Annotated in this window: 18 protein-coding genes; 6 read left to right on the top strand and 12 right to left on the bottom strand. The window is 69.1% G+C overall.

The genetic code is table 11. The features are described 5' to 3' along the window. Positions 1 to 128 precede the first annotated feature (128 nt). Positions 129 to 1,190: an anthranilate phosphoribosyltransferase gene (gene trpD / locus QZL85_RS11960; RefSeq protein WP_295576974.1), complete on the bottom strand. Its 1,062-nt coding sequence runs from the start codon at positions 1,188 to 1,190 to the stop codon at positions 129 to 131. 122 nt (positions 1,191 to 1,312) lie between these two features. Between trpD and QZL85_RS11965 the strand changes: the two genes are divergently transcribed. From QZL85_RS11965 to QZL85_RS11985, 5 genes are all read left to right on the top strand, one after another. Further along, positions 1,313 to 1,957, top strand: coding sequence for a heme-copper oxidase subunit III (locus tag QZL85_RS11965; protein WP_295576977.1), 645 nt, complete (start codon positions 1,313 to 1,315; stop codon positions 1,955 to 1,957). A gap of 22 nt (positions 1,958 to 1,979) precedes the next feature. Beyond that, complete coding sequence (locus tag QZL85_RS11970) at positions 1,980 to 2,780, top strand: c-type cytochrome (RefSeq protein WP_295576979.1); 801 nt, start codon at positions 1,980 to 1,982, stop codon at positions 2,778 to 2,780. Between the two features lie 35 nt (positions 2,781 to 2,815). Next, entirely contained in the window at positions 2,816 to 3,895 is a 1,080-nt protein-coding gene (locus QZL85_RS11975) for a ubiquinol-cytochrome c reductase iron-sulfur subunit (RefSeq protein WP_295576980.1), read from the top strand. After that, entirely contained in the window at positions 3,892 to 5,709 is a 1,818-nt protein-coding gene (locus tag QZL85_RS11980; protein WP_295576982.1) for a ubiquinol-cytochrome c reductase cytochrome b subunit, read from the top strand. Before QZL85_RS11975 ends, QZL85_RS11980 begins: the two co-directional genes overlap by 4 nt. A 78-nt stretch (positions 5,710 to 5,787) precedes the next feature. Then, entirely contained in the window at positions 5,788 to 6,234 is a 447-nt protein-coding gene (locus QZL85_RS11985) for a rhodanese-like domain-containing protein (protein WP_295576983.1), read from the top strand. Between the two features lie 7 nt (positions 6,235 to 6,241). On the opposite strand, the gene QZL85_RS11990 is transcribed toward QZL85_RS11985, so the two are convergent. The 6 genes from QZL85_RS11990 to QZL85_RS12015 all read right to left on the bottom strand — a co-directional run bounded on the left by QZL85_RS11990 (position 6,242) and on the right by QZL85_RS12015 (position 12,110). After that, complete coding sequence (locus tag QZL85_RS11990) at positions 6,242 to 7,045, bottom strand: PP2C family serine/threonine-protein phosphatase (protein ID WP_295576985.1); 804 nt, start codon at positions 7,043 to 7,045, stop codon at positions 6,242 to 6,244. A 5-nt stretch (positions 7,046 to 7,050) separates the two neighbouring features. Then, on the bottom strand, positions 7,051 to 7,485 hold the full coding sequence (locus QZL85_RS11995; protein ID WP_295576988.1) for a cytochrome c oxidase subunit 4: 435 nt from the start codon (positions 7,483 to 7,485) through the stop codon (positions 7,051 to 7,053). Further along, on the bottom strand, positions 7,486 to 9,249 hold the full coding sequence (gene ctaD, locus QZL85_RS12000) for a cytochrome c oxidase subunit I (protein WP_295576990.1): 1,764 nt from the start codon (positions 9,247 to 9,249) through the stop codon (positions 7,486 to 7,488). Further along, the gene (coxB, locus tag QZL85_RS12005; protein WP_295576992.1) at positions 9,249 to 10,139 is read right to left on the bottom strand and encodes a cytochrome c oxidase subunit II; all 891 of its coding nucleotides are present in this window, start codon (positions 10,137 to 10,139) and stop codon (positions 9,249 to 9,251) included. Before coxB ends, ctaD begins: the two co-directional genes overlap by 1 nt. A gap of 116 nt (positions 10,140 to 10,255) precedes the next feature. After that, positions 10,256 to 10,621, bottom strand: a complete 366-nt coding sequence (gene erpA / locus QZL85_RS12010) for an iron-sulfur cluster insertion protein ErpA (RefSeq protein WP_295576994.1) — start codon at positions 10,619 to 10,621, stop codon at positions 10,256 to 10,258. 94 nt (positions 10,622 to 10,715) lie between these two features. After that, positions 10,716 to 12,110, bottom strand: a complete 1,395-nt coding sequence (locus QZL85_RS12015; RefSeq protein ID WP_295576996.1) for a dipeptidase — start codon at positions 12,108 to 12,110, stop codon at positions 10,716 to 10,718. 48 nt (positions 12,111 to 12,158) lie between these two features. Here QZL85_RS12015 and QZL85_RS12020 point away from each other — a divergent pair, with 48 nt between their 5' ends. Then, positions 12,159 to 12,728 (top strand): DUF3043 domain-containing protein, encoded by a 570-nt coding sequence (locus tag QZL85_RS12020; protein WP_295576999.1) that lies wholly within the window; start codon positions 12,159 to 12,161, stop codon positions 12,726 to 12,728. A 12-nt stretch (positions 12,729 to 12,740) separates the two neighbouring features. Here the strand turns inward: QZL85_RS12020 and QZL85_RS12025 are convergent, their stop codons facing one another. The 5 genes from QZL85_RS12025 to dnaE are packed head-to-tail and all read right to left on the bottom strand — an operon-like array spanning position 12,741 to position 20,251. Further along, positions 12,741 to 13,763 carry a quinone-dependent dihydroorotate dehydrogenase gene (locus tag QZL85_RS12025; protein WP_295577001.1) on the bottom strand — a complete coding sequence of 341 codons (1,023 nt, stop codon included), beginning with the start codon at positions 13,761 to 13,763 and terminating at the stop codon, positions 12,741 to 12,743. Between the two features lie 50 nt (positions 13,764 to 13,813). Beyond that, entirely contained in the window at positions 13,814 to 14,287 is a 474-nt protein-coding gene (gene nrdR / locus QZL85_RS12030; RefSeq protein WP_295577003.1) for a transcriptional regulator NrdR, read from the bottom strand. Positions 14,288 to 14,299: 12 nt separating this feature from the next. Beyond that, positions 14,300 to 15,601 (bottom strand): histidinol dehydrogenase, encoded by a 1,302-nt coding sequence (gene hisD / locus QZL85_RS12035; RefSeq protein ID WP_295577006.1) that lies wholly within the window; start codon positions 15,599 to 15,601, stop codon positions 14,300 to 14,302. Between the two features lie 30 nt (positions 15,602 to 15,631). After that, positions 15,632 to 16,684, bottom strand: coding sequence for a hypothetical protein (locus QZL85_RS12040; protein WP_295577009.1), 1,053 nt, complete (start codon positions 16,682 to 16,684; stop codon positions 15,632 to 15,634). Positions 16,685 to 16,732: 48 nt separating this feature from the next. After that, positions 16,733 to 20,251 carry a DNA polymerase III subunit alpha gene (gene dnaE / locus QZL85_RS12045; RefSeq protein ID WP_295577011.1) on the bottom strand — a complete coding sequence of 1,173 codons (3,519 nt, stop codon included), beginning with the start codon at positions 20,249 to 20,251 and terminating at the stop codon, positions 16,733 to 16,735. Between the last annotated feature and the right edge of the window lie 7 nt (positions 20,252 to 20,258).

The raw sequence follows: 20,258 nt of genomic DNA on the forward strand, positions 1-20,258 counted from the left end.
TCACGGTAGCGCCTGGCGCGCGACGGTCAACAGGGTCGGGCGCCGTGCTTAATCCCCTGGTCGACAGCCGGATGGCGTGCGTTACTCCTCGTGAGCGCTCCGTCCTCGGGGCCGGTCGCGCCCGGATGTCAGGCTGTGGAGCGCGCGGTCGCCTCCACCCAGGCGTCCAGCTTCGCGGCGGCCGCACCCGAGTCGATGGTCTCCGCCGCCGCATCGCGCGCCTCGGCGAGGCGCTCGACGATGGGGCGCTGCACCTGCGCGGCATCCTGGAACAGCCGGTAGGACACGATGCCCGCCGCGGCGTTCAGCAGCACGATGTCGCGCACGGGCCCGGCCTCCCCCTGCAGCACGCGGTGGACGACGCCGGCGTTGTGGGCGGCGTCGCCGCCCAGCAGGTCGTCGATGTCGGCGAGCGGGATGCCGATGTCGCGCGGGTCGAGGTCGTGCTCGTGGACGTCGCCGCGACTGATCTCCCACACGCGGCTGTGCCCCGTGGTCGTGAGCTCGTCCAGGCCGTCGTCCCCGCGGAAGACGAGGGCCGTGGCACCGCGTGTGCGGAAGACCCCCGTGATGAGGGGCACGCGGTCGAGGCTCGCGACGCCGACGGCGTTCGCCTCGGCACGTGCGGGGTTGCAGAGGGGTCCGAGGAAGTTGAAGACGGTGGGAACGCCGAGCTCCGCACGGGTCGGCCCGGCGTGGCGGAAGCCCGGGTGGAAGGCCGACGCGAAGGCGAACGTGATGCCGACCTCGCCGAGAACCTCCGCGACGCGCTCGGGGCTGAGCGCCAGGTCGATCCCGAGGGCACCCAGCACATCGGACGATCCGGATGCCGAACTGGCTGCCTTGTTCCCGTGCTTGACGACGGGGATGCCGCTGGCCGCGGCGACGATCGCGGACATCGTCGAGATGTTCACGGTGCCGAACCGGTCACCGCCCGTCCCCACGATGTCGAGGACCTCGGCAGGCACCGGAAGCGGCAGCGCGGCCTCCAGGATGGCGTCGCGGAAGCCCACGATCTCGTCGACGGTCTCCCCCTTCGCACGCAGCGCGATCAGGAATCCGGCGAGCTGGGAGGGGGTGGCCTCGCCGGCCATCACCTTCCGCATCGCCCAGGTCGATTCGGACACGCTGAGATCGCGTCGGTCGAGGATCGTGGTGAGAATCTCGGGCCATGAGTAGAGCTCCGCCATGGAGATCGATCCTATCGGCACTCTTCCGGCGCACTCTCGGCAGCTTCTTAGGTGGGCCTAACCTCCAACAAAGTCGAATCCACCTTCAGGGATGCGAAAACCTGGCGCCGAAATCGGCCATAATGGGGTGCGTGACGACCTCTTCAGCGACGTATCCCCAGGCCTTGCGGTCCGTCAAGCGGCCGGACCCGGTCGCGGTCGGAACCATCGTGTGGCTCGGCAGCGAAGTCATGTTCTTCGCCGGCCTCTTCGCGATCTACTTCACCCTCCGCAACGCCTCCCCGGAGCTGTGGGCGGACCGCACCGAGCTGCTGAACATCCCGTTCGCCGCGGTGAACACCGTCATCCTCGTGCTCTCCTCCTTCACGGCGCAGGCCGGCGTGTTCGCGGCTGAGCGCTTCCAGCCCTACCGCAAGGGCTCGTTCTGGCAGTTCCGCCAGTGGGGCATGGTCGAGTGGTTCTTCCTCAGCTTCGTCATGGGCGCCGTCTTCGTCTCCGGCCAGGTGTGGGAGTACGCGACCCTCGTCGCCGAAGGCATGCCGATCAGCGCGGATTCGTACGCGTCGGCCTTCTACCTCACGACGGGCTTCCACGCCCTGCACGTCACCGGCGGCCTCATCGCCATGCTCCTGGTCATCGGCCGCGCCTTCGCGGTCAAGAACTTCGGGCGCAAGGAGATGACCACCTCGATCGTGGTGTCCTACTACTGGCACTTCGTCGACGTCGTCTGGATCGTCCTTTTCTTCGTCATCTACTTCGTCAAGTGACAGAGCGGAGCTGAAACTTCCCATGGCATCGAAGACCCCGCGTCGCTCGTCCGGACGCCGCAGCAAGTGGGCCACGGCCGCCCTCATCGGGATCGGCCTGCTGGTCACCGGCGGCGTCTACGCCGGCGCGTCGGCAGCCATGGCTGCGACCGAGACGCCCACCGCGGCGACGCAGCTCACCGTCGAGGATGGCAAGAAGCTGTTCCAGGCCAACTGCGCCACGTGCCACGGCCTGAACCTCGAGGGCACGAACGACGGCCCGTCGCTGTACGGCGTCGGCGAGCTCGCGGTCGAGTTCCAGGTCGCCACCGGCCGCATGCCGCTGCAGATGCAGGGGCCGCAGGCTCCGCAGAAGCCCGTGCAGTTCACGCAGGACCAGATCGAGGCGATGGCCGCCTGGGTGCAGTCCGTGGCCCCCGGTCCGACATACCCCGACGACGAGGTCCTCGACGGCGAAGGTGACGTCGCCAACGGCGCCGAGCTCTTCCGCATCAACTGCGCCATGTGCCACAACGTGGCCGCGGCGGGCGGCGCGCTCACCGAGGGCAAGTACGCCCCGGCCCTGACGGAGACCAGCCCGCTGCACATGTACGCGGCCATGGTCACCGGTCCGCAGAACATGCCGGTCTTCAACGACCTGAACCTCACCACGGAGGAGAAGCGCGACATCATCTCGGCGCTGCTCTTCCTGCAGGAGAACGAGTCCGCGGGCGGCTTCTCGCTCGGCTCGCTCGGCCCGGTCTCCGAGGGTCTGTTCATCTGGATCTTCGGCATCGGCACACTCATCGGCGTCACCGTGTGGATCACGGCGAAGTCCAACTGATCGATCACTGACTGTACGGAACGACGAGGAGCACCATGGCACACGAGGAAGACGCACTCGAGCACGAGAGGGCTTCGTGGAAGCCCTCCCCCGGGCTCGCTGTCGCGGTTCCCGACCCTGTGCAGAACCCCGGACTCCCGCCGCACCGGGCGCGGATGACGGACAAGGACCCCGCGGCGATGGCCCGCGCCGTCCGCACGGTCTACACGCTGTTCTACCTCTCCCTCGCGGGCAGCATCTGGGCTATCGCCGCCTACATGCTCTTCCCGATCGAGAGCGGTCGGATCGTCGACATCCGCAACAACAACCTCTTCATCGGTCTGGGCATCGGCCTCGCCCTGCTCGCCCTCGGACTCGGCGCCATCCACTGGACCAAGGCCGTCATGTCCGACAAGGAGTTCATCGAGGCCCGGCACGCGACGCGCGGGCGCGACACGACCCGTGAGGGCGCCGTGCAGGCGTTCCGCGACGCGAACGAGGAGTCCGGCTTCGGCCGGCGCACCGCAATCCGCGGGTCGCTCATCGCGGCCCTCGCCGCCTCGATCCTCCCCGGCATCACCCTCTTCCGCGGCCTCGCGCCGCACAGCACCGACGCGAACCCGGAGCTCGGCGACCCCGTCGCGCTGCTGAAGCAGACGATGTGGAAGGAGGGCGAGCGTCTCGCGCACGACCCGAGCGGCGAGCCCATCCGCGCCGCCGACGTCACGCTCGGCTCCGCCGTGCACGTCATCCCCGAGTCGCTCGCCGAGCTCGGCCACAGCGAGGGCTACCTCGAGGAGAAGGCCAAGGCCATCGTCCTCCTCATGCGTCTGCTCCCGGAGGACCTGCCCGCCGAGCACAACAACCTCGACTGGGCCTACGACGGCATCGTCGCGTACTCCAAGGTGTGCACGCACGTCGGCTGCCCCGTCGCCCTGTACGAGCAGCAGACGCACCACCTGCTGTGCCCGTGCCACCAGTCGCAGTTCGACGTGTCGCGCAGCGCAGCCGTCATCTTCGGCCCGGCGGCCCGCCCGCTGCCGCAGCTGCCGATCACCGTCGACGCCGAGGGCTACCTCGTGGCGAAGAGCGACTTCACCGAACCCGTCGGCCCGAGCTTCTGGGAGCGCCATTGAGCACCTCGACTGTCACTGAGACGGGAACTGACAAGACCCAGAACGAGAAGCCCCTCGGCGGTCGGTTCGTCGCGGGTGCGGCGAACTACATCGACGAGCGCACGAGCATCTCCGGCTTCGTCAAGGAGCTGGGCCGCAAGATCTTCCCCGACCACTGGTCCTTCATGCTGGGTGAGATCGCCATGTGGGCGTTCGTCGTCGTCCTGGTCTCCGGCACGTTCCTGACGTTCTTCTTCCAGGCGTCCATGACCGAGACGCACTACAACGGCGCGTACATCCCGCTTCGCGGCGTCGAGATGTCCGCGGCGCTGGAATCGACGCTGCGGATCTCGTTCGACATCCGCGGCGGTCTCCTCGTCCGCCAGATCCACCACTGGGCCGCCCTCGTCTTCGTCGCCGGCATCGGCGTGCACATGCTGCGCATCTTCTTCACGGGGGCGTTCCGCAAGCCGCGCGAGCTGAACTGGGTGATCGGCTTCATCATGTTCATCCTCGCGATGGCAGAAGGCTTCACCGGCTACTCGCTCCCCGACGACCTGCTCTCGGGCAACGGCCTCCGCATCATCGACGGCATGGTCAAGGGCATCCCGCTGATCGGCACCTGGACCTCGTTCCTGCTCTTCGGCGGCGAGTTCCCCGGGTCGCTCATCGTCGGCCGCCTCTACACGCTGCACATCCTCCTGCTTCCGGCGATCCTCGTCGCGCTCCTGGTCGTGCACCTCATGCTGATGATCATCAACAAGCACACGCAGTTCGCCGGCCCCGCCCGCACGAACAGCAACGTCGTGGGCTACCCGATGATGCCGGTCTACATGACCAAGATGGGCGGGTTCCTGTTCATCACGTTCGGCGTCATCGTGCTGATCGCCTCGCTGTTCACGATCAACCCGATCTGGAACTACGGCCCGTACGACCCGTCGCCCGTCTCGGCCGGAACGCAGCCCGACTGGTACATCGGCTTCGCCGACGGCGGCCTGCGCCTCGCGCCGTCGAACTGGGACATCGTGTTCCTCGACCGCACGTGGTCCTTCGGCATCCTCGTGCCGCTCGCGGTCATCGGCCTGTTCATCGTCGCCGTCCTGATCTACCCCTTCCTGGAGGCGTGGATCACCGGCGACAAGCGTGAGCACCACATCGCGCAGCGCCCGCGCAACGCCGCGACCCGCACCGCCATCGGCGCGGCCGGCGTCACCTTCTACGCGGTCCTGTGGGCGGCGGCGTCCTCGGACATCATCGCCACGCACTTCCACCTCACGATGGAAGGCGTCATCCACACACTGCAGGCGCTGCTGATCATCGGCCCCGTCATCGCCTACTTCGTCGCCAAGCGCATGTGCCTCGCGCTGCAGAAGAAGGACCGCGAGATCGCGCTGCACGGCTACGAGTCGGGTCGCATCGTCCGCCTGCCCGGCGGCGAGTACATCGAGGTGCACCAGCCCGTCGACGAGTACGAGCGGATCAAGCTGGTCGAGCACGAGACGATGGCTCCCCTCGTCGTGCGCTCCAACGACAAGGGCCGCATCCCGTGGCACGAGAACGTGCGGGCGAGCCTGTCGCGCTGGTTCTTCGAGGACCGTCTCACCCCGCTCTCGCAGGGGGATGTCGACGCAGCCCTGGCCCACCAGCACCACTCGCTCGACCACATCGCCGAAGAGGAAGCCCTCGAGCTGCAGGGTGCGCACGAGCGCGCGGGTGTCCCCGACGCGCCGCTGCACCCCATCGACGACGGCCACAACACCGAGACGGCGAACCGTCCGTCGAACATCATCGTGGTCGACGAGACGAGCCCCAAGAAGCCCAAGAAGGGCGACTGACCGCAACGGCAGGAAAGCGGCGAGGACTGACCGTCACGGTCGTCCTCGCCGCTTTCGTCTTCCCCTAGCGTGAGAGCCATGACCGATGCGCTCGACTACTTCTCCGCCAAGCTCCGTTTCGAAACGGACGCGTCCGACGTCTACGCAGCGCAGAAGGCCGGTGAGCCCTTCCTGCTGATCGACGTGCGGGGGCAGGAGGCCTGGGACCAGGGACGGATCAGCGGCGCGATCCACATGCCGTATCGCGAGATCGCCGACCGCGCTCCCGTCGAGCTCGACCCCTCGACGGAGATCGTCGTGTACTGCTGGAGCCCCGGATGCAACGCCGGCGCGAAGGGGGCGCGGGAGTTCGCCCAGCTCGGCTACCGGGTCCGCGAGATGATCGGCGGCTACGAGTACTGGGTGCGCGAGGGGCAGCCGACCGAGAACGCGGCGGGCGCGAGGCCGCGCACCTTCGACCCGCTCGTGATGGTCGTGCGCCCCGACGTCGCCGAGACGCGACGGAGCGCCGCCGAAGCCGCCTGAACGGCTCTCAGGCGGTCGCGAGGCCCTCTTCGACGACCTCGCCGAACCGGGCCGCGGCGGCGCCAACCAGTCTCGGCACGGCGGCGAGGTCGGGCACGCCGTCCACGATGTCGCACACCACCGCCGTCACGTTGTCGCGCGAGGCCGCATCGAGCGCGAGCGCCACGACGAGGGCAGCCGCCTCCCCCGGGTCGGGTGTGATCGCGAGGATCTCGGCCACGTCCGGCTCGGGCACGTAGTCCGTGATCCCGTCGCTGCAGAGCAGCCAGCGGTCGCCGACGACCGCGTCGCGGGTCTCCACGCGGATGACGTCCCGCTCGTCACCGCTCAGCGACGCGGTGATGATGTTGCGGCGCGGATGCGACCAGGCGTCCTCGGCGCGGACGAGCCCCTGGTCGATGAGCGCCTGGACGAACGAGTCGTCCCGCGTCTGACGCGAGAGTGCCCCGTCCCGCAGCAGGTAGGCCCGGGAGTCGCCGGTGTGCGCGAGCAGGAGCGCACCGCTCTGCGCGAGCCACAGGCCCGTGTAGGTGGTGGCCATGCCCGCGAGCGCCGGGTCGCGGCGCACGTGGGCACCGAGGTCCCAGTTCGCGCCGCGGATGCGGCCGGCGAGCTCCTCGGCATCCGCACACCGCGGTCCGCCCGCGACGAGGCGGTGCACGAGCGCCGCCGAGGCGAGGTCGCCGGCAGGTCCGCCGCCGACGCCGTCGGCCACACCGACGGCCCAGGGCGCGGTGAACGCCGCGTCCTGGTTGACGTCGCGGTAGGACCCGACGTCAGAGGAGACACCGGCCCGAAGGCGGTAGGACATCGATCTCAGCGTGCGAAGTATCCGCGGTAGTACTCGAACACCCAGCCGACGATCGCGACCGCGAAGATCGCGATGCTGATCGGCATCAGCCACGTCCCGACCGCGAGGCCGATCATGCCGAACGCGGCGGAGGAGGCGAGCACGATGGGCCACCACGACCAGGGGCTGAACTCGCCCATCTCCGGGTCGCCGTCGTCGATGTCGGCCGTGAGGACGTCCTCGGGCAGCTCACCGCCCTGCGCGCGGTGCACGCGGTTGACGTAGAACGCGATGAGGATCGACATGAACGCCGTGAACAGCAGGGCGACCGTGCCGACCCACTCGATGGCGTTCGGCCACGGGAGGTCGGCGTGGGCGAGGATGTTCCACCCGGTGTACACGACCGCCATGAGCAGGAAGAACCCGGTGAGCAGCCACCAGAGGTTGACGTTGGTCTTCACTTACTTGACCTCTCCCTCGGCGAGATCGACGACCGGCGCATCCGGGGCATCCTTGGCGGGACCCACGCCGACCGGGATACCGGCCTCGGGGTGGTTCAGGTCGAACGCGGGGCGCTCGCTGCGGATACGCGGGATCGACGTGAAGTTGTGCCGCGGCGGCGGGCAGGAGGTCGCCCACTCGAGCGATCCGCCGTAGCCCCACGGGTCGTTGACCGTGATCCGGGGCGCCTTGCGAGCGGTCAGCCACACGTTGAACAGGAACGGGATCATCGAGGCGCCGAGGAGCATCGCGCCCACGGTGGACACCTGGTTCCCCCACGTCCAGCCGTCGGCCGCCGAGTAGTCGGCGTAGCGGCGGACCATGCCGTCCACGCCCAGCCAGTGCTGGATGAGGAAGGTCATGTGGAAGCCGATGAACAGCATCCAGAAGTGCACATAGCCCAGCCGCTCGTTGAGCATGCGGCCCGTCCACTTCGGCCACCAGAAGTAGAACCCGGCGAACATCGCGAACACGACCGTGCCGAAGACGACGTAGTGGAAGTGCGCGACGACGAAGTACGAGTCGGACAGGTGGAAGTCCAGCGGCGGCGAGGCGAGGATGACGCCGGTGAGGCCGCCGAAGACGAAGGACACGAGGAAGCCGAGCGCGAACACCATGGGCGTCTCGAACGTGACGGAGCCTCGCCAGAGCGTGCCGATCCAGTTGAAGATCTTCACGCCCGTCGGCACGGCGATCAGCATCGTCATGAGCGCGAAGAACGGCAGCAGGACGGCGCCGGTGACGTACATGTGGTGCGCCCAGACCGAGACCGACAGCGCGGCGATCGCGATGGTCGCGTAGATGAGGGTCTTGTACCCGAAGATCGGCTTCCGGCTGAACACCGGGAAGATCTCCGACACGATGCCGAAGAACGGCAGGGCGATGATGTACACCTCGGGGTGGCCGAAGAACCAGAACAGGTGCTGCCACAGCAGGACGCCGCCGTTGGCGGGGTCGTAGATGTGTGCGCCGAGCACGCGGTCTGCGGCGGCGGCGAGGATCGCGGCGGCGAGCACCGGGAAGGCCATCAGGATCAGGATGCTCGTGATGAGCGTGTTCCAGGAGAAGATCGGCAGGCGCCACATGGTCATGCCGGGCGCGCGCATCGTGATGATCGTCGTGATGAAGTTCACGGCACCGAGGATCGTGCCGAAACCGCTCATGCCGAGACCCAGCATCCAGAGGTTTCCACCGGCCCCTGGGGAGAACGTCGCGTTGGCGAGCGGCTGATACGCGAACCAGCCGAACGACGCCGCGCCCTGCGGGGTGAGGAAGCCGGCGACGGCGATGAGCGAGCCGAAGAGGAACAGCCAGAACGCGAACGCGTTCAGACGCGGGAACGCGACGTCCGGGGCGCCGATCTGCAGCGGCAGGATGGCGTTGGCGAAGCCGGCGAACAGCGGCGTCGCGAACATCAGCAGCATGATCGTGCCGTGCATCGTGAACAGCTGGTTGTACTGCTCCTTCGTCGGGACGATCTGCATGCCCGGCTCGAAGAGCTCCGCGCGGATGATGAGGGCCATCACGCCGCCGAGCAGGAAGAACAGCACGGATGCGATGAGGTACATGTACCCGATCGTCTTGTGGTCGGTCGAGGTGACCCACTTGACGATCAGGTTGCCCTTCTGGTCGACGCGCGACGCGCTGAGCAGTGCGGCCTGACGCGGGGGCAGAGTCGTCGGACGGCTCTGGGTGTCGCTCTGCAGCGGAACCGTGGTGGCCATCAGTTCTCCTCCTCGGACTCGCCGGTGCCGGGCAGGTTCTGCAGCCGGTCGAAGGCGTCGTCGATGTCACCGGTCTGACCCGCGTCGCGCAGCGACTGCAGGTAATCCTGGTATTCGGCGTCGGAGACGACGTCGACGTTGAACAGCATCATCGAGTGGTACTGGCCGCACAGCTCGGCGCACTTGCCCTCGTACTCGCCCTCGCGGGTCGGCGTGAAGGACCAGTAGTTGTCCCGCCCGATGTACATGTCCTTCTTGTACAGGAAGTCGATGATCCAGAACGAGTGGATGACGTCGCGCGACTGGAGCTTGATCTTGACTTCCTTGTCCACCGGGAGGACGAGGGTCGGCAGCTCGCTCGTGACGTTGCCCTGGGCGTCGGTCTGCGCCTGGACGCCCATCGTCCAGACCGCGTCCTCGGCGTCGTCGCAGTCGCTCTCGGTGTACTGGAAGTCCCAGGACCACTGCTTGCCGATCGCCGTGATGCAGACATCCGGGTCGTCGTACTGGGTCTCGAGGATCGCCTGGTCACGCGCCGTGAAGGCGAAGAAGCCGAGCACCAGGATGAGCGGGACGACCGTGTAGAAGATCTCGATCGGCATGTTGTACCGCATCTGCACGGGCAGGCCCGACTGGCCCTTCCGGCGGCGGTACGCGATGGCCGCGAACCCCATGAGCGCCCACGTGATCACGCCGACGGCGAGGAGCACGATCCAGGAGTTGACCCACAGCCCGGACACCATCGCGGTGTGGTTCGTGGCCTGGGAGCCGTCCTCCTGGAAGCCGGGGAGGTAGCCGTTCAGCTCGGTCGGTGTGCAGCCTGCAAGCGCGATGGCGGAGGCAATCCCCATCGGGATGACGGCCCAGCGGAGTCGGCGTTTGGCGCGCACGGTTCACCTTTCGGGGTCATGAAGGTCGATCGATGCCAGTCTAGGGCAACCTTTCACCCGATTCAGGCCAACCGTCCAGGATGTCGAGGGTCACCCGACGCGGTTTTCCGGCGCGATCAGTGGAAGCTGTCGCCGCACGCGCAGCTGCCCGCGGCGTTGGGGTTGTCGATGGTGAAACCCTGCTCCGAGATCGTGTCTTTGAAGTCGATGGACGCACCGTCGAGGTACGGCACGGACATGTCGTCGACGATGACCTCGACGCCGCCGAAGTCCACCGTCGCGTCGCCGTCGAGGTAGCGCTCGTCGAAGTACAGCTGGTAGATCAGGCCCGAGCATCCGCCCGGCTGCACCGCGACGCGCAGGCGCAGGTCGTCGCGGTTCTCCTGCTCGAGCAGGCTCTTCACCTTCGCGGCGGCAGCCTCGGTGAGGCCGACACCGTGTGCCGGCGTGGTCTCGACGGGGGTCGTGGCGATGTCGGTCATGGCGCTCCCAGGTTTCGGGCCGTTGTCAGACGGCTGGATGCCACGATTCTACGCCGCTCACCGGTGCACGGGCCGCGACCGGTGAGCGCGCCGCTCAGAGCGCCGACGCGTCGAGGCTCTCCAGGAGCAGCGCCTCGGAGACGAGCGCCCGGCGGAACGTGTCCAGGTGCAGCGATTCGTTCGGGCTGTGCGCGCGAGCGTGCGGGTCCTCGACGCCGGTGACCAGGATCTGCGCAGCGGGGAACTCGCGGACGAGGTCGGCGATGAAGGGGATCGACCCGCCCACGCCGATGTCGACGGAGTCGACGCCGTACCCTTCCGCCAGCGCTTCCCGCGCCCGCGCGACGGCGGCGCCGCTCGTGTCGACGAGGAAGGCGTCGCCGAGGTCGACGTCCGTGAAGCTCAGCGCGGCGCCGAACGGCGCGTGCGCGCGCAGGTGCGCCTCCACGGCGGTGTAGGCGTCCTTCGCGCTCTGACCGGGCGCGATCCGCGCGCTGATGACGACGGTGACCTCGGGGCTCAGGGTGTTCGAGGCGTTGAGGACGGAGGGGGCATCGATGCCGGTCACCGTGATCGACGGCTTGTTCCAGATCCGGCTCAGGATCGTGCCGCGCCCGACGGGGCTGACGCCCGCGGGCAGACCCGCCTCGCTGCGCAGCGTCTCCTCGGTGTAGGCGGGCGTCTCGGCATCGCGCTCGGTGAGCCCTGCCACCGCCACGGCGCCCTCGTCGTCCCACAGGGTGGCCAGGAGCTTGACGGTCGCCATCATCGCGTCCGGCACGGCTCCCCCGAACATGCCGGAGTGGGAGGCGTGGTCGAGGGTCCGCACGGTCAGCGTGAACCGGGCGTTTCCGCGGAGCGAGACGGTGAGGGCGGGTGTGACGGCATCCCAGTTGCCGGAATCCGCCACGACGATCACGTCGGCGCGGAGCGCGTCCGCGTTGTCGCTGAGGAACGGGGCGAAGGAGGCGGAGCCGGCCTCCTCCTCGCCCTCGATGAAGAGGCTGACGCCGAGGTCGAAGTCGGTGCCGAGGGCGTCGACGAGTGCGCGCAGGGCGCCGACGTGCGCCATGACGCCCGCTTTGTCGTCTGCGGCACCGCGCCCGTAGAGCCGGCCGTCGCGCACGGTCGGCTCGAAGGGCGGCGAGTCCCACAGGGCCTCGTCGCCGACGGGCTGCACGTCGTGGTGGGCGTACAGGAGGATCGTCGGCTTGCCGTGGCGCGCGGCGCGGGTGGCGAGGACCGCCGGCATCCCCGCGTTTCCGGTCGCCGGGACCGTCGCCGTCTTGATCTCGACGCTCTCGAAGATCCCCAGCCCGTCCAGCAGGCCCTTCACCGCCTCCGCGCTGCGCTGCACCTCCGCGCGGTCGAAACCCGGGAACGCGATCGACGGGATGCGCACGAGCGTGCCCAGATCGGCGAGGGCGGCGGGAACGGCGGAGAGCGCGGCGTCGCGGACGGCGTCGCGGCGGGACAGGTCGGAGGTCATGCGGGTAATCTTAGAGGGCACGTTTCCAGCGAACCGAGGACCCCCACCGTGGCCAAGACACCTTCCGTCCCCGCATCCGACGCCGAGTCGGACGCGACCTCCGGCCCCGGCAAGAACCGGCCCACCCCGACGCGCGCCGAGCGTGAGGCGGCCCGCAAGCGCCCGCTCGTCGCGGACACCAAGGAAGCCAAGGCACGCGCCAAGGCGGACCTCGCCGCCAAGCGCGAGAAGGCCCGCATCGGCATGGCCAACGGCGACGAGAAGTACCTGCCGCTGCGCGACCGCGGCGCGCAGCGCCGCTTCGCCCGCGACTTCGTCGACTCCGGGTGGCACCTCGGCGAGCTGCTCATGCCGCTCATGGTCTTCGTGATCCTGCTGAGCCTCCTGCCGAACGCCGCCGTGACCTACTACGCGTTCGTCGGCCTGTGGGTCTTCATCCTCTTCGCCGTCGGCGACATGATCATCACGAGCATTCGCGTCAAGAAGGCCATCTCGGCGAAGTTCGGCGCCGACCGCCTGGAGAAGGGCAGCGGCTGGTACGCGGCCATGCGCAGCGTGCAGATGCGATTCATGCGTCTGCCGAAGCCGCAGGTCAAGCGCGGGCAGCACCCGGCCTGACGCGCGGCGCGCTCAGCGCCGCGCGAGATCGCGGTTGATCTGCCGCGCCCACAGCGGGCCGCGGTAGATGAACCCGGTGTACCCCTGCACGATCGTCGCGCCGGCGGCGAGGCGTTCGCGGACGTCGTCCGCCGTCTCCACTCCCCCGGCCGCGATGATGCAGAACTCGGCCGGCACGGCGGCGCGGACGATCCGGAGCACCTCGAGCGCACGCTCGCTCAGCGGCGCACCGGAGAGCCCGCCCGCGCCCGCGGCATCCACCTTCTCGGGCGGCGTGGACAGTCCCGTGCGGGAGATCGTCGTGTTGGTGGCGACGAGACCGGCGAGTCCGAGGTCGACGGCGAGCCGCGCGATGGCATCGACCTCGTCGTCGTCCAGGTCGGGTGCGATCTTGACCAGGAGCGGGGTCGACCCGGCGGCATCGCGCACCGCCGCCAGCAGCGGCCGAAGCGTCTCGACGGCCTGGAGCCCTCGCAGCCCGGGTGTGTTGGGCGAGGAGACGTTGACGACGAGGTAGTCCGCGACGGGGGCGACCTCGCGGGTGCTGGCGACGTAGTCCTCCGTGGCGTGCGCGACGTCGACGACGCGGCTCTTGCCGATGTTCACTCCGAGCACGAGGGTGCCCGAGCGGCGACGCGCCCTGCGCAGACGTGCGGCGGCAGCGGCCGCGCCGTGGTTGTTGAAGCCCATGCGGTTGACGAGGGCCCGGTCACCGACGAAGCGGAAGAGCCGCGGGCGGGGGTTGCCGTCCTGCGGGATCGCCGTCACGGTGCCGACCTCGACGTGCCCGAACCCCAGCGCGTAGATGCCCGCCGTGGCGATGGCGTTCTTGTCGAAGCCGGCCGCGATGCCGAACGGCGAGTCGAACACGAGGCCGAGGGCCTCGGTGCGCAGCCGGGGATCGGGGCGGGTGAGGACGCGGGCGATGGGCCGGAGGGGCCAGACGCCGAGGGCGCGGATCACGAGCATCGCGGCGTGGTGGGCCGTCTCGGGGTCCATGCGGGTGAACACGTGGCGGAAGACGAAGGGATACATCGCGTCCAGCCTACGGTCGCGAGGCGCGGCGTCCCGGCCGCGCGCCGGGTTTATGCCTCGGTGTCGGCGACGCGTGCCGTGTGGTCGGCGCGCAGCTGCGAGATGGAGGACTCGAAATCCTCCAGCGAGTCGAACGCCTGGTACACGCTCGCGAAGCGCAGATAGGCCACCTCGTCGAGGTCGCGCAGGGGTCCGAGGATGGCGAGCCCGATCTCATTCGTGTCGATCTGCGACGAACCGGTCTGCCGCACGGACTCCTCGACCGCCTGGGCGAGGACGGCGAGGTCCGCCTCGGTCACCGGACGGCCCTGGCAGGCCTTGCGCACGCCGGACATCACCTTCTCCCGGCTGAACGGCTCGATGACGCCGGAGCGCTTGATGACGTTGAGGCTCGCGGTCTCGATCGTGGAGAAGCGGCCGCCGCACTCCGGACACTGCCGACGGCGTCGGATGCTGAGGCCGTCATCGCTCGTGCGGGAGTCGATGACGCGCGAATCGGAGTGACGGCAGAAGGGGCAGTGCATGGCGGCTCCAGACTACGCGTCGAAACGCGCGGTGACGGCCTCGCCGTGCGCGGGGAGCACCTCGGCGGTGGCGAGCGCGACGATGTCGTCCCGCACAGATTCCAGTGCTGCGCGGTCGTAGGCGATCACCTGCTGGGGGCGGAGGAAGGTCGACGCGGACAGTCCCGCGGCGTACCGCGCCTGCCCACCGGTGGGCAGCACGTGGTTGCTGCCGGCGAGATAGTCGCCGAGGCTCACCGGCGAGTGATCGCCGACGAAGATCGCACCCGCGTTGACGAAGTCGGTCACCAGCGGGTCGGCGAGGTGCAATTCGAGGTGCTCCGGGGCATAGGCGTTGCTGAATGCGGTGGCGGCGGCGAGGTCGTCGACGAGGACGATGGCGGACTGCGGGCCGGTGAGGGCCTGCGCGATCCGCGCGGCGTGGAGCGTGGCACCGGCGCGCACGGCGACATCTGCCTGGACGGCCTCGGCGAGACGCGCCGACGTCGTGACGAGGACGGCCGCGGCCTGCTCGTCGTGCTCGGCCTGGCTGATGAGGTCTGCGGAGACGAGCGCGGGGTCGGCGGAGTCGTCGGCGACGATGAGGATCTCGGTGGCGCCTGCCTCCGAGTCGGTGCCGACCATGCCCGCCACGACCCGCTTCGCGAGCGCCACAAAGTTGTTGCCGGGCCCGGAGATGACGTCGACGGGGGCGAGCCCCAGCGACGGCACCCCGTAGGCGTAGGCGCCGATCGCGCCGGCCCCGCCCATCGCGTACACCTCGGTGACGCCGAGGAGCCGCGCGGCGGCGAGGATGACGGGGTGGACGCGGCCGCTGTGGTCGCGCTGCGGCGGCGAGGCCAGCGCGACCTGCGTGACGCCGGCGACCTGCGCCGGCACGACGTTCATCACGACGCTGGAGGGGTAGACGGCCTTCCCGCCCGGCACGTAGACGCCGACCCGGCGCACCGGCACCCAGCGCTGCTCGACGCGGGCCCCCGGGCCGAGGTCGGTGACGATCGGCGGCGGCACCTGGGCGGCCGAGGCGAGACGGACGCGACGGATGGCCTCCTCGAGGGCACGGCGGACATCGGCGTCGAGCCCCGCGAGCGCCTCGTCGAGGTGGGCGTCCGGGACGCGGATGTCGTGGTCGGCGACGCCGTCGAACTGCTCCGCCTGCTCGCGCAGCGATTTCTCACCGCGCGCCGCGACGTCGTGGACGATGCGGGCGGCGGTGGTCAGGGCCTCGTCGCGAGCGGCGGTGGCACGCGGCACGGCGGCCAGCAGCTCGGTCGGGGTGAGGGCGCGGCCGCGCAGATCGATCGTGCGGAGCATCACTCCAGACTACCGGTGCGGCCTCGCCGCTCAGCCGCGCGTGACGCCCGAGGTGTCGTGCAGGTACCCGACGCGGCCGTCCTCGTGACGGACGACGAACGTGTCGCCGCGGTCCTCGATGACGAGCGCCCACGCGGTGGGTCCGACGGTGAACAGCGGCATCCCGAGCTCGTCGACGACGTCGCGCTCGACCGGCGAAAGCGCCCAGAATGCCTGGGTGGCGGGCGCCTGCGGCTCGGGCGTCGGCTCGTCCTGCGGCTCCTGGAAGAGGACCGCCGTCGGGTCCGCGGGTTCGGTCGTCTGCGGCCAGGCCGCGTCGACGGGCTGCGCGACGGGCGCGGAGCCGTACGCGGGAGCATCGCCGTAGACGGGTGCGGCAGCATCCTGCGCACGAGTCTCCGGCCGGTCCGCGACGGGGCGGGCGGGACGGACAGGACGCGGGACGACGGCGCGCGTCGGACGGGCGACATTGTGTGCCACCACCTCGGCGCGGCCGCGGAAGTCGTCGCGGAGCGTGGGGAGAATCGGCGCGAACACCGTCAGCACGACGCCCGCGAGCATGAGGAAGAACTCGACCCACACGACCCAGGTCGCGACGAAGACGCGGGAGCCCGCGAGCGAGACGAAGGAGTTCCACAGGATGCTGAGCCAGACGACCGCGGAGACGGAGAAGGCCACCGAGGCGAACTGGTCGATGCCGAGCGAGCCGACGCGGCGGATGCCGTCCGGCGAGAGGCGACGAAGCGCGAGGAGGAAGACGGCGGCCGTGGGCACGCCGATCGTGAGGACCCAGTCGATCCCGGCGCCCCACACCGTGACGCCCGACCCGATCGGGCCGTAGATCGGGAAGAAGGAGACGATGAAGGCCAGCAGCCACACGCCGCCGAGGGCGACCTCGCGGACCGAGAAGGGTCCCACGCCGTACGGGCCGGCGGCCGGGCTGTCGCCAGGCGTGCTGTCTTCCAGCGTGCTGTCTTCCGGCGTGCTGTCGTCGAGTGTGCTGCCGTCAGTGGTGACGTCCTCGGCGGGCGTCGTCGCCGCCGTGTCGTCGGTGCTGTCGGGGGTGGGCTTCGCGTCGTTCACGATGATCCTTCCGGGGCCGTTCAACGGGCGTCTGCGATCCTACCTGCCTCACCCGAGGCACTGCGGGCCGAGGAGGCCCTTGAGCTCCCCGTACAGATCGACGCTCACCGACACCGGCATGGGCACCTCGAACACCTTCGCGGTGCCGCCCTTGTGGAGCTTGAGCGCGACCTCGGTCGACCCCGTGTGCCGCCCGAGCACCTCGGCGAGGCGCTCGATCATCGACTCCGTGGCCCGGTGCTCCGGCATGAGCAGGACGAGTGGTCCGGACGCGTCGACGGCCCCCAGATCGGGGACGAAGGCCGTCTGCCCGTGCAGGTTCAGCCCGTCGTCGCGGCGCGACACCCGTCCCCGCACCACGAGGATGGCATCCGAGACCAGCAGCGACTGGAACTCGGCGTACGTCTTGCCCATGAACATCACGGTGACTTCCCCGTCGAAGTCCTCGACGGTGATCATGCCGTAGGGGTTGCCGCTCTGCTTCGCGACCCGGTGCTGCACGCTCGTGACGAGCCCGGCGACGGTGACCTGGTCGCCGTCCTGCACGTCGTCGGAGGCGAGCAGGTCGTGGATCGACGTGCTGGCGTGCTTGGCCAGCGGGATCTCGAGTCCCGCGAGCGGGTGGTCGGAGACGTACAGGCCGAGCATCTCGCGCTCGAAGGCGAGCTTGTCCTTCTTGGTCCACTCCGGGCGCTCCGGAACCTTGGCCGGCATGATCTCCTCGGCCTCGTCGTAGAGGCTGTCGAAGTCGAACCCGATGGCCCCGGTGGCCGCCTTGCGCTTCGTGTCCACGGCCGCCTCGGTGGCGTCCTCGTGGATCTCCATGAGCGCGCGGCGGGTGGAGCCGAGCGAGTCGAACGCGCCGGCCTTGATGAGCGACTCGACGGTCCGCTTGTTGGCGACGTGGATCGGCACCTTGGAGAGGAAGTCGTGGAAGCTCACGAAGGAGTCGTCCTGGCGCGCCTGCACGATCCCGTCGACGACGTTCGCGCCGACGTTGCGGATGGCGCCGAGGCCGAAGCGGATGTCCTCGCCGACGGCCGCGAAGTACCGGATCGACTCCCCCACGTCGGGCGGGAGCACCCGGATGCCCATGCGCCGGCACTCGTTGAGGTAGACGGCGAGCTTGTCCTTCGCGTCGCCCACGCTCGTGAGGAGGGCGGCCATGTACTCCGCCGGGTAGTGCGCCTTCAGATACGCCGTCCAATACGACACGAGTCCGTACGCGGCGGAGTGCGCCTTATTGAACGCGTAGTCGGAGAAGGGCAGGAGGATCTCCCACAGCTTCTGAACGGCGCCGTCGGAATACCCGTTCGCGTGCATGCCGGCTTCGAAGCCCTCGAACTGCTTGTCCAGCTCGGACTTCTTCTTCTTGCCCATCGCGCGGCGGAGGATGTCGGCCTGGCCGAGGCTGAACCCGGCCACCTTCTGCGCGATGGCCATCACCTGCTCCTGGTAGATGATGAGGCCGTAGCTGGTGTTCAGGATCTCGCTGAGCGATTCCTCGAACTCCGGGTGGATCGGGGTGATCTCCTGCTGCCCGTTCTTGCGCATCGCGTAGTTGATGTGCGAGTTCGCGCCCATGGGGCCCGGACGGTACAGCGCGATGACGGCGGAGATGTCCTCGAAGTTGTCGGGTTTCAGGAGGCGCAGGAGCGAGCGCATGGGCCCGCCGTCGAGCTGGAACACGCCGAGCGTATCGCCGCGCGCCAGCAGGTCGTAGGCCGCCTGATCGTCGAGTGTGAGGTCCTCGAGGACCAGCTTCTCGCCGCGGTTGGCGGCGATGTTGTCCAGCGCATCGTCGATGATCGTGAGGTTCCGGAGCCCCAGGAAGTCCATCTTGATGAGGCCGAGGGACTCGCACGACGGGTAGTCGAACTGGGTGACGATCTGGCCGTCCTGCTCCCGCTTCATGATCGGGATGATGTCGATGAGGGGCTCGGAGGACATGATGACGCCGGCGGCGTGCACCCCCCACTGCCGCTTCAGGTTCTCCAGGCCCACGGCGGTGTCGAACACCGTCTTGGCCTCGGGGTCGGTCTCGATGACGGCGCGGAACTCGCTGGCCTCTTTGAACCGCGGATGCGTCGGGTCGAACATGCCCTCCAGCGGCATGTCCTTGCCCATGACGGCCGGCGGCATGGCCTTCGTCAGCTTCTCGCCCATGCTGAACGGGAAGCCGAGCACGCGGCCGGCGTCCTTGAGCGCCTGCTTCGCCTTGATCGTGCCGTAGGTCACGATCTGCGCGACGCGCTCGTCACCGTACTTCTCGGTCACGTACTGGATGACCTCACCGCGACGCCGGTCGTCGAAGTCGACGTCGAAGTCGGGCATCGAGACGCGGTCGGGGTTGAGGAACCGCTCGAAGATGAGGCCGTGGCGGAGCGGATCGAGATCGGTGATCCGCATCGCGTAGGCCGCCATGGAGCCGGCACCCGAGCCACGGCCGGGACCGACGCGGATGCCGTGGTCCTTCGCCCAGTTGATGAAGTCGGCGACGACGAGGAAGTAGCCCGGGAAGCCCATCTGCACGATGACGCCGGTCTCGTACTCCGCCTGCCGGCGCACCTCGTCGGGGATGCCGCCCGGGTAGCGGTACTCCAGCCCCTTCTCGACCTCCTTGACGAACCAGCTCTCCTCCGTCTCGCCGTCGGGCACGGGGTAGCGCGGCATGTAGTTCGCCGACGTGTTGAACTCGACCTCGCAGCGCTCCGCGATGAGCAGCGTGTTGTCGCACGCGATCTCGTGGTCGCGGAAGATCTGCCGCATCTCGGCCGGCGTCTTGACGTAGTAGCCGTCCCCGTCGAACTTGAAGCGGTTGGGGTCATCGAGGGTCGAGCCGGACTGCACGCAGAGGAGGGCCGCGTGGCTCGTCGAGTCGTGCTGGTGCGTGTAGTGCAGGTCGTTCGTCGCGACGAGCGGGATCGACAGATCCTTCGCGATGCGGTGCAGGTCGGTCATGACGCGGCGCTCGATGGAAAGGCCGTGATCCATGATCTCGGCGAAGTAGTTCTCCTTGCCGAAGATGTCCTGGAACTCCGCGGCCGCCGCGCGCGCCGCGTCGTACTGGCCGAGCCGCAGGCGGGTCTGGACCTCGCCGGACGGGCAGCCGGTCGTCGCGATGAGTCCCTTCGAGTACTGCTGCAGCAGCTCCCGGTCCATGCGGGGCTTGAAGTAGTAGCCCTCCATCGACGCACGGCTGGAGAGGCGGAAGAGATTGTGCATCCCCTCGGTCGTCTCCGACAGGAGCGTCATGTGGGTGTAGGCGCCCGACCCGGAGACGTCGTCGCTGTTCTGCTCGGGGCTGCCCCACCGCACCCGCGACTTGTCGCTGCGATGGGTGCCGGGGGTGACGTAGGCCTCGATGCCGATGATCGGCTTGACGCCGGCATCCTTCGCCGTCTTGTAGAACTCGAACGCGGCGAACGTGTTGCCGTGGTCGGTGACGGCGAGCGCCGGCATCCCGAGGCGGGCGGCCTCCTGGACCATCGGGCCGATGCGCGCAGCCCCGTCGAGCATCGAGTACTCGCTGTGCACGTGCAGGTGTACGAAGGAGTCGGATGCCACCCGTCGA

The organism is uncultured Microbacterium sp. (assembly GCF_900078385.1).
In the GTDB taxonomy this organism is placed as follows: Bacteria; Actinomycetota; Actinomycetes; order Actinomycetales; family Microbacteriaceae; genus Microbacterium.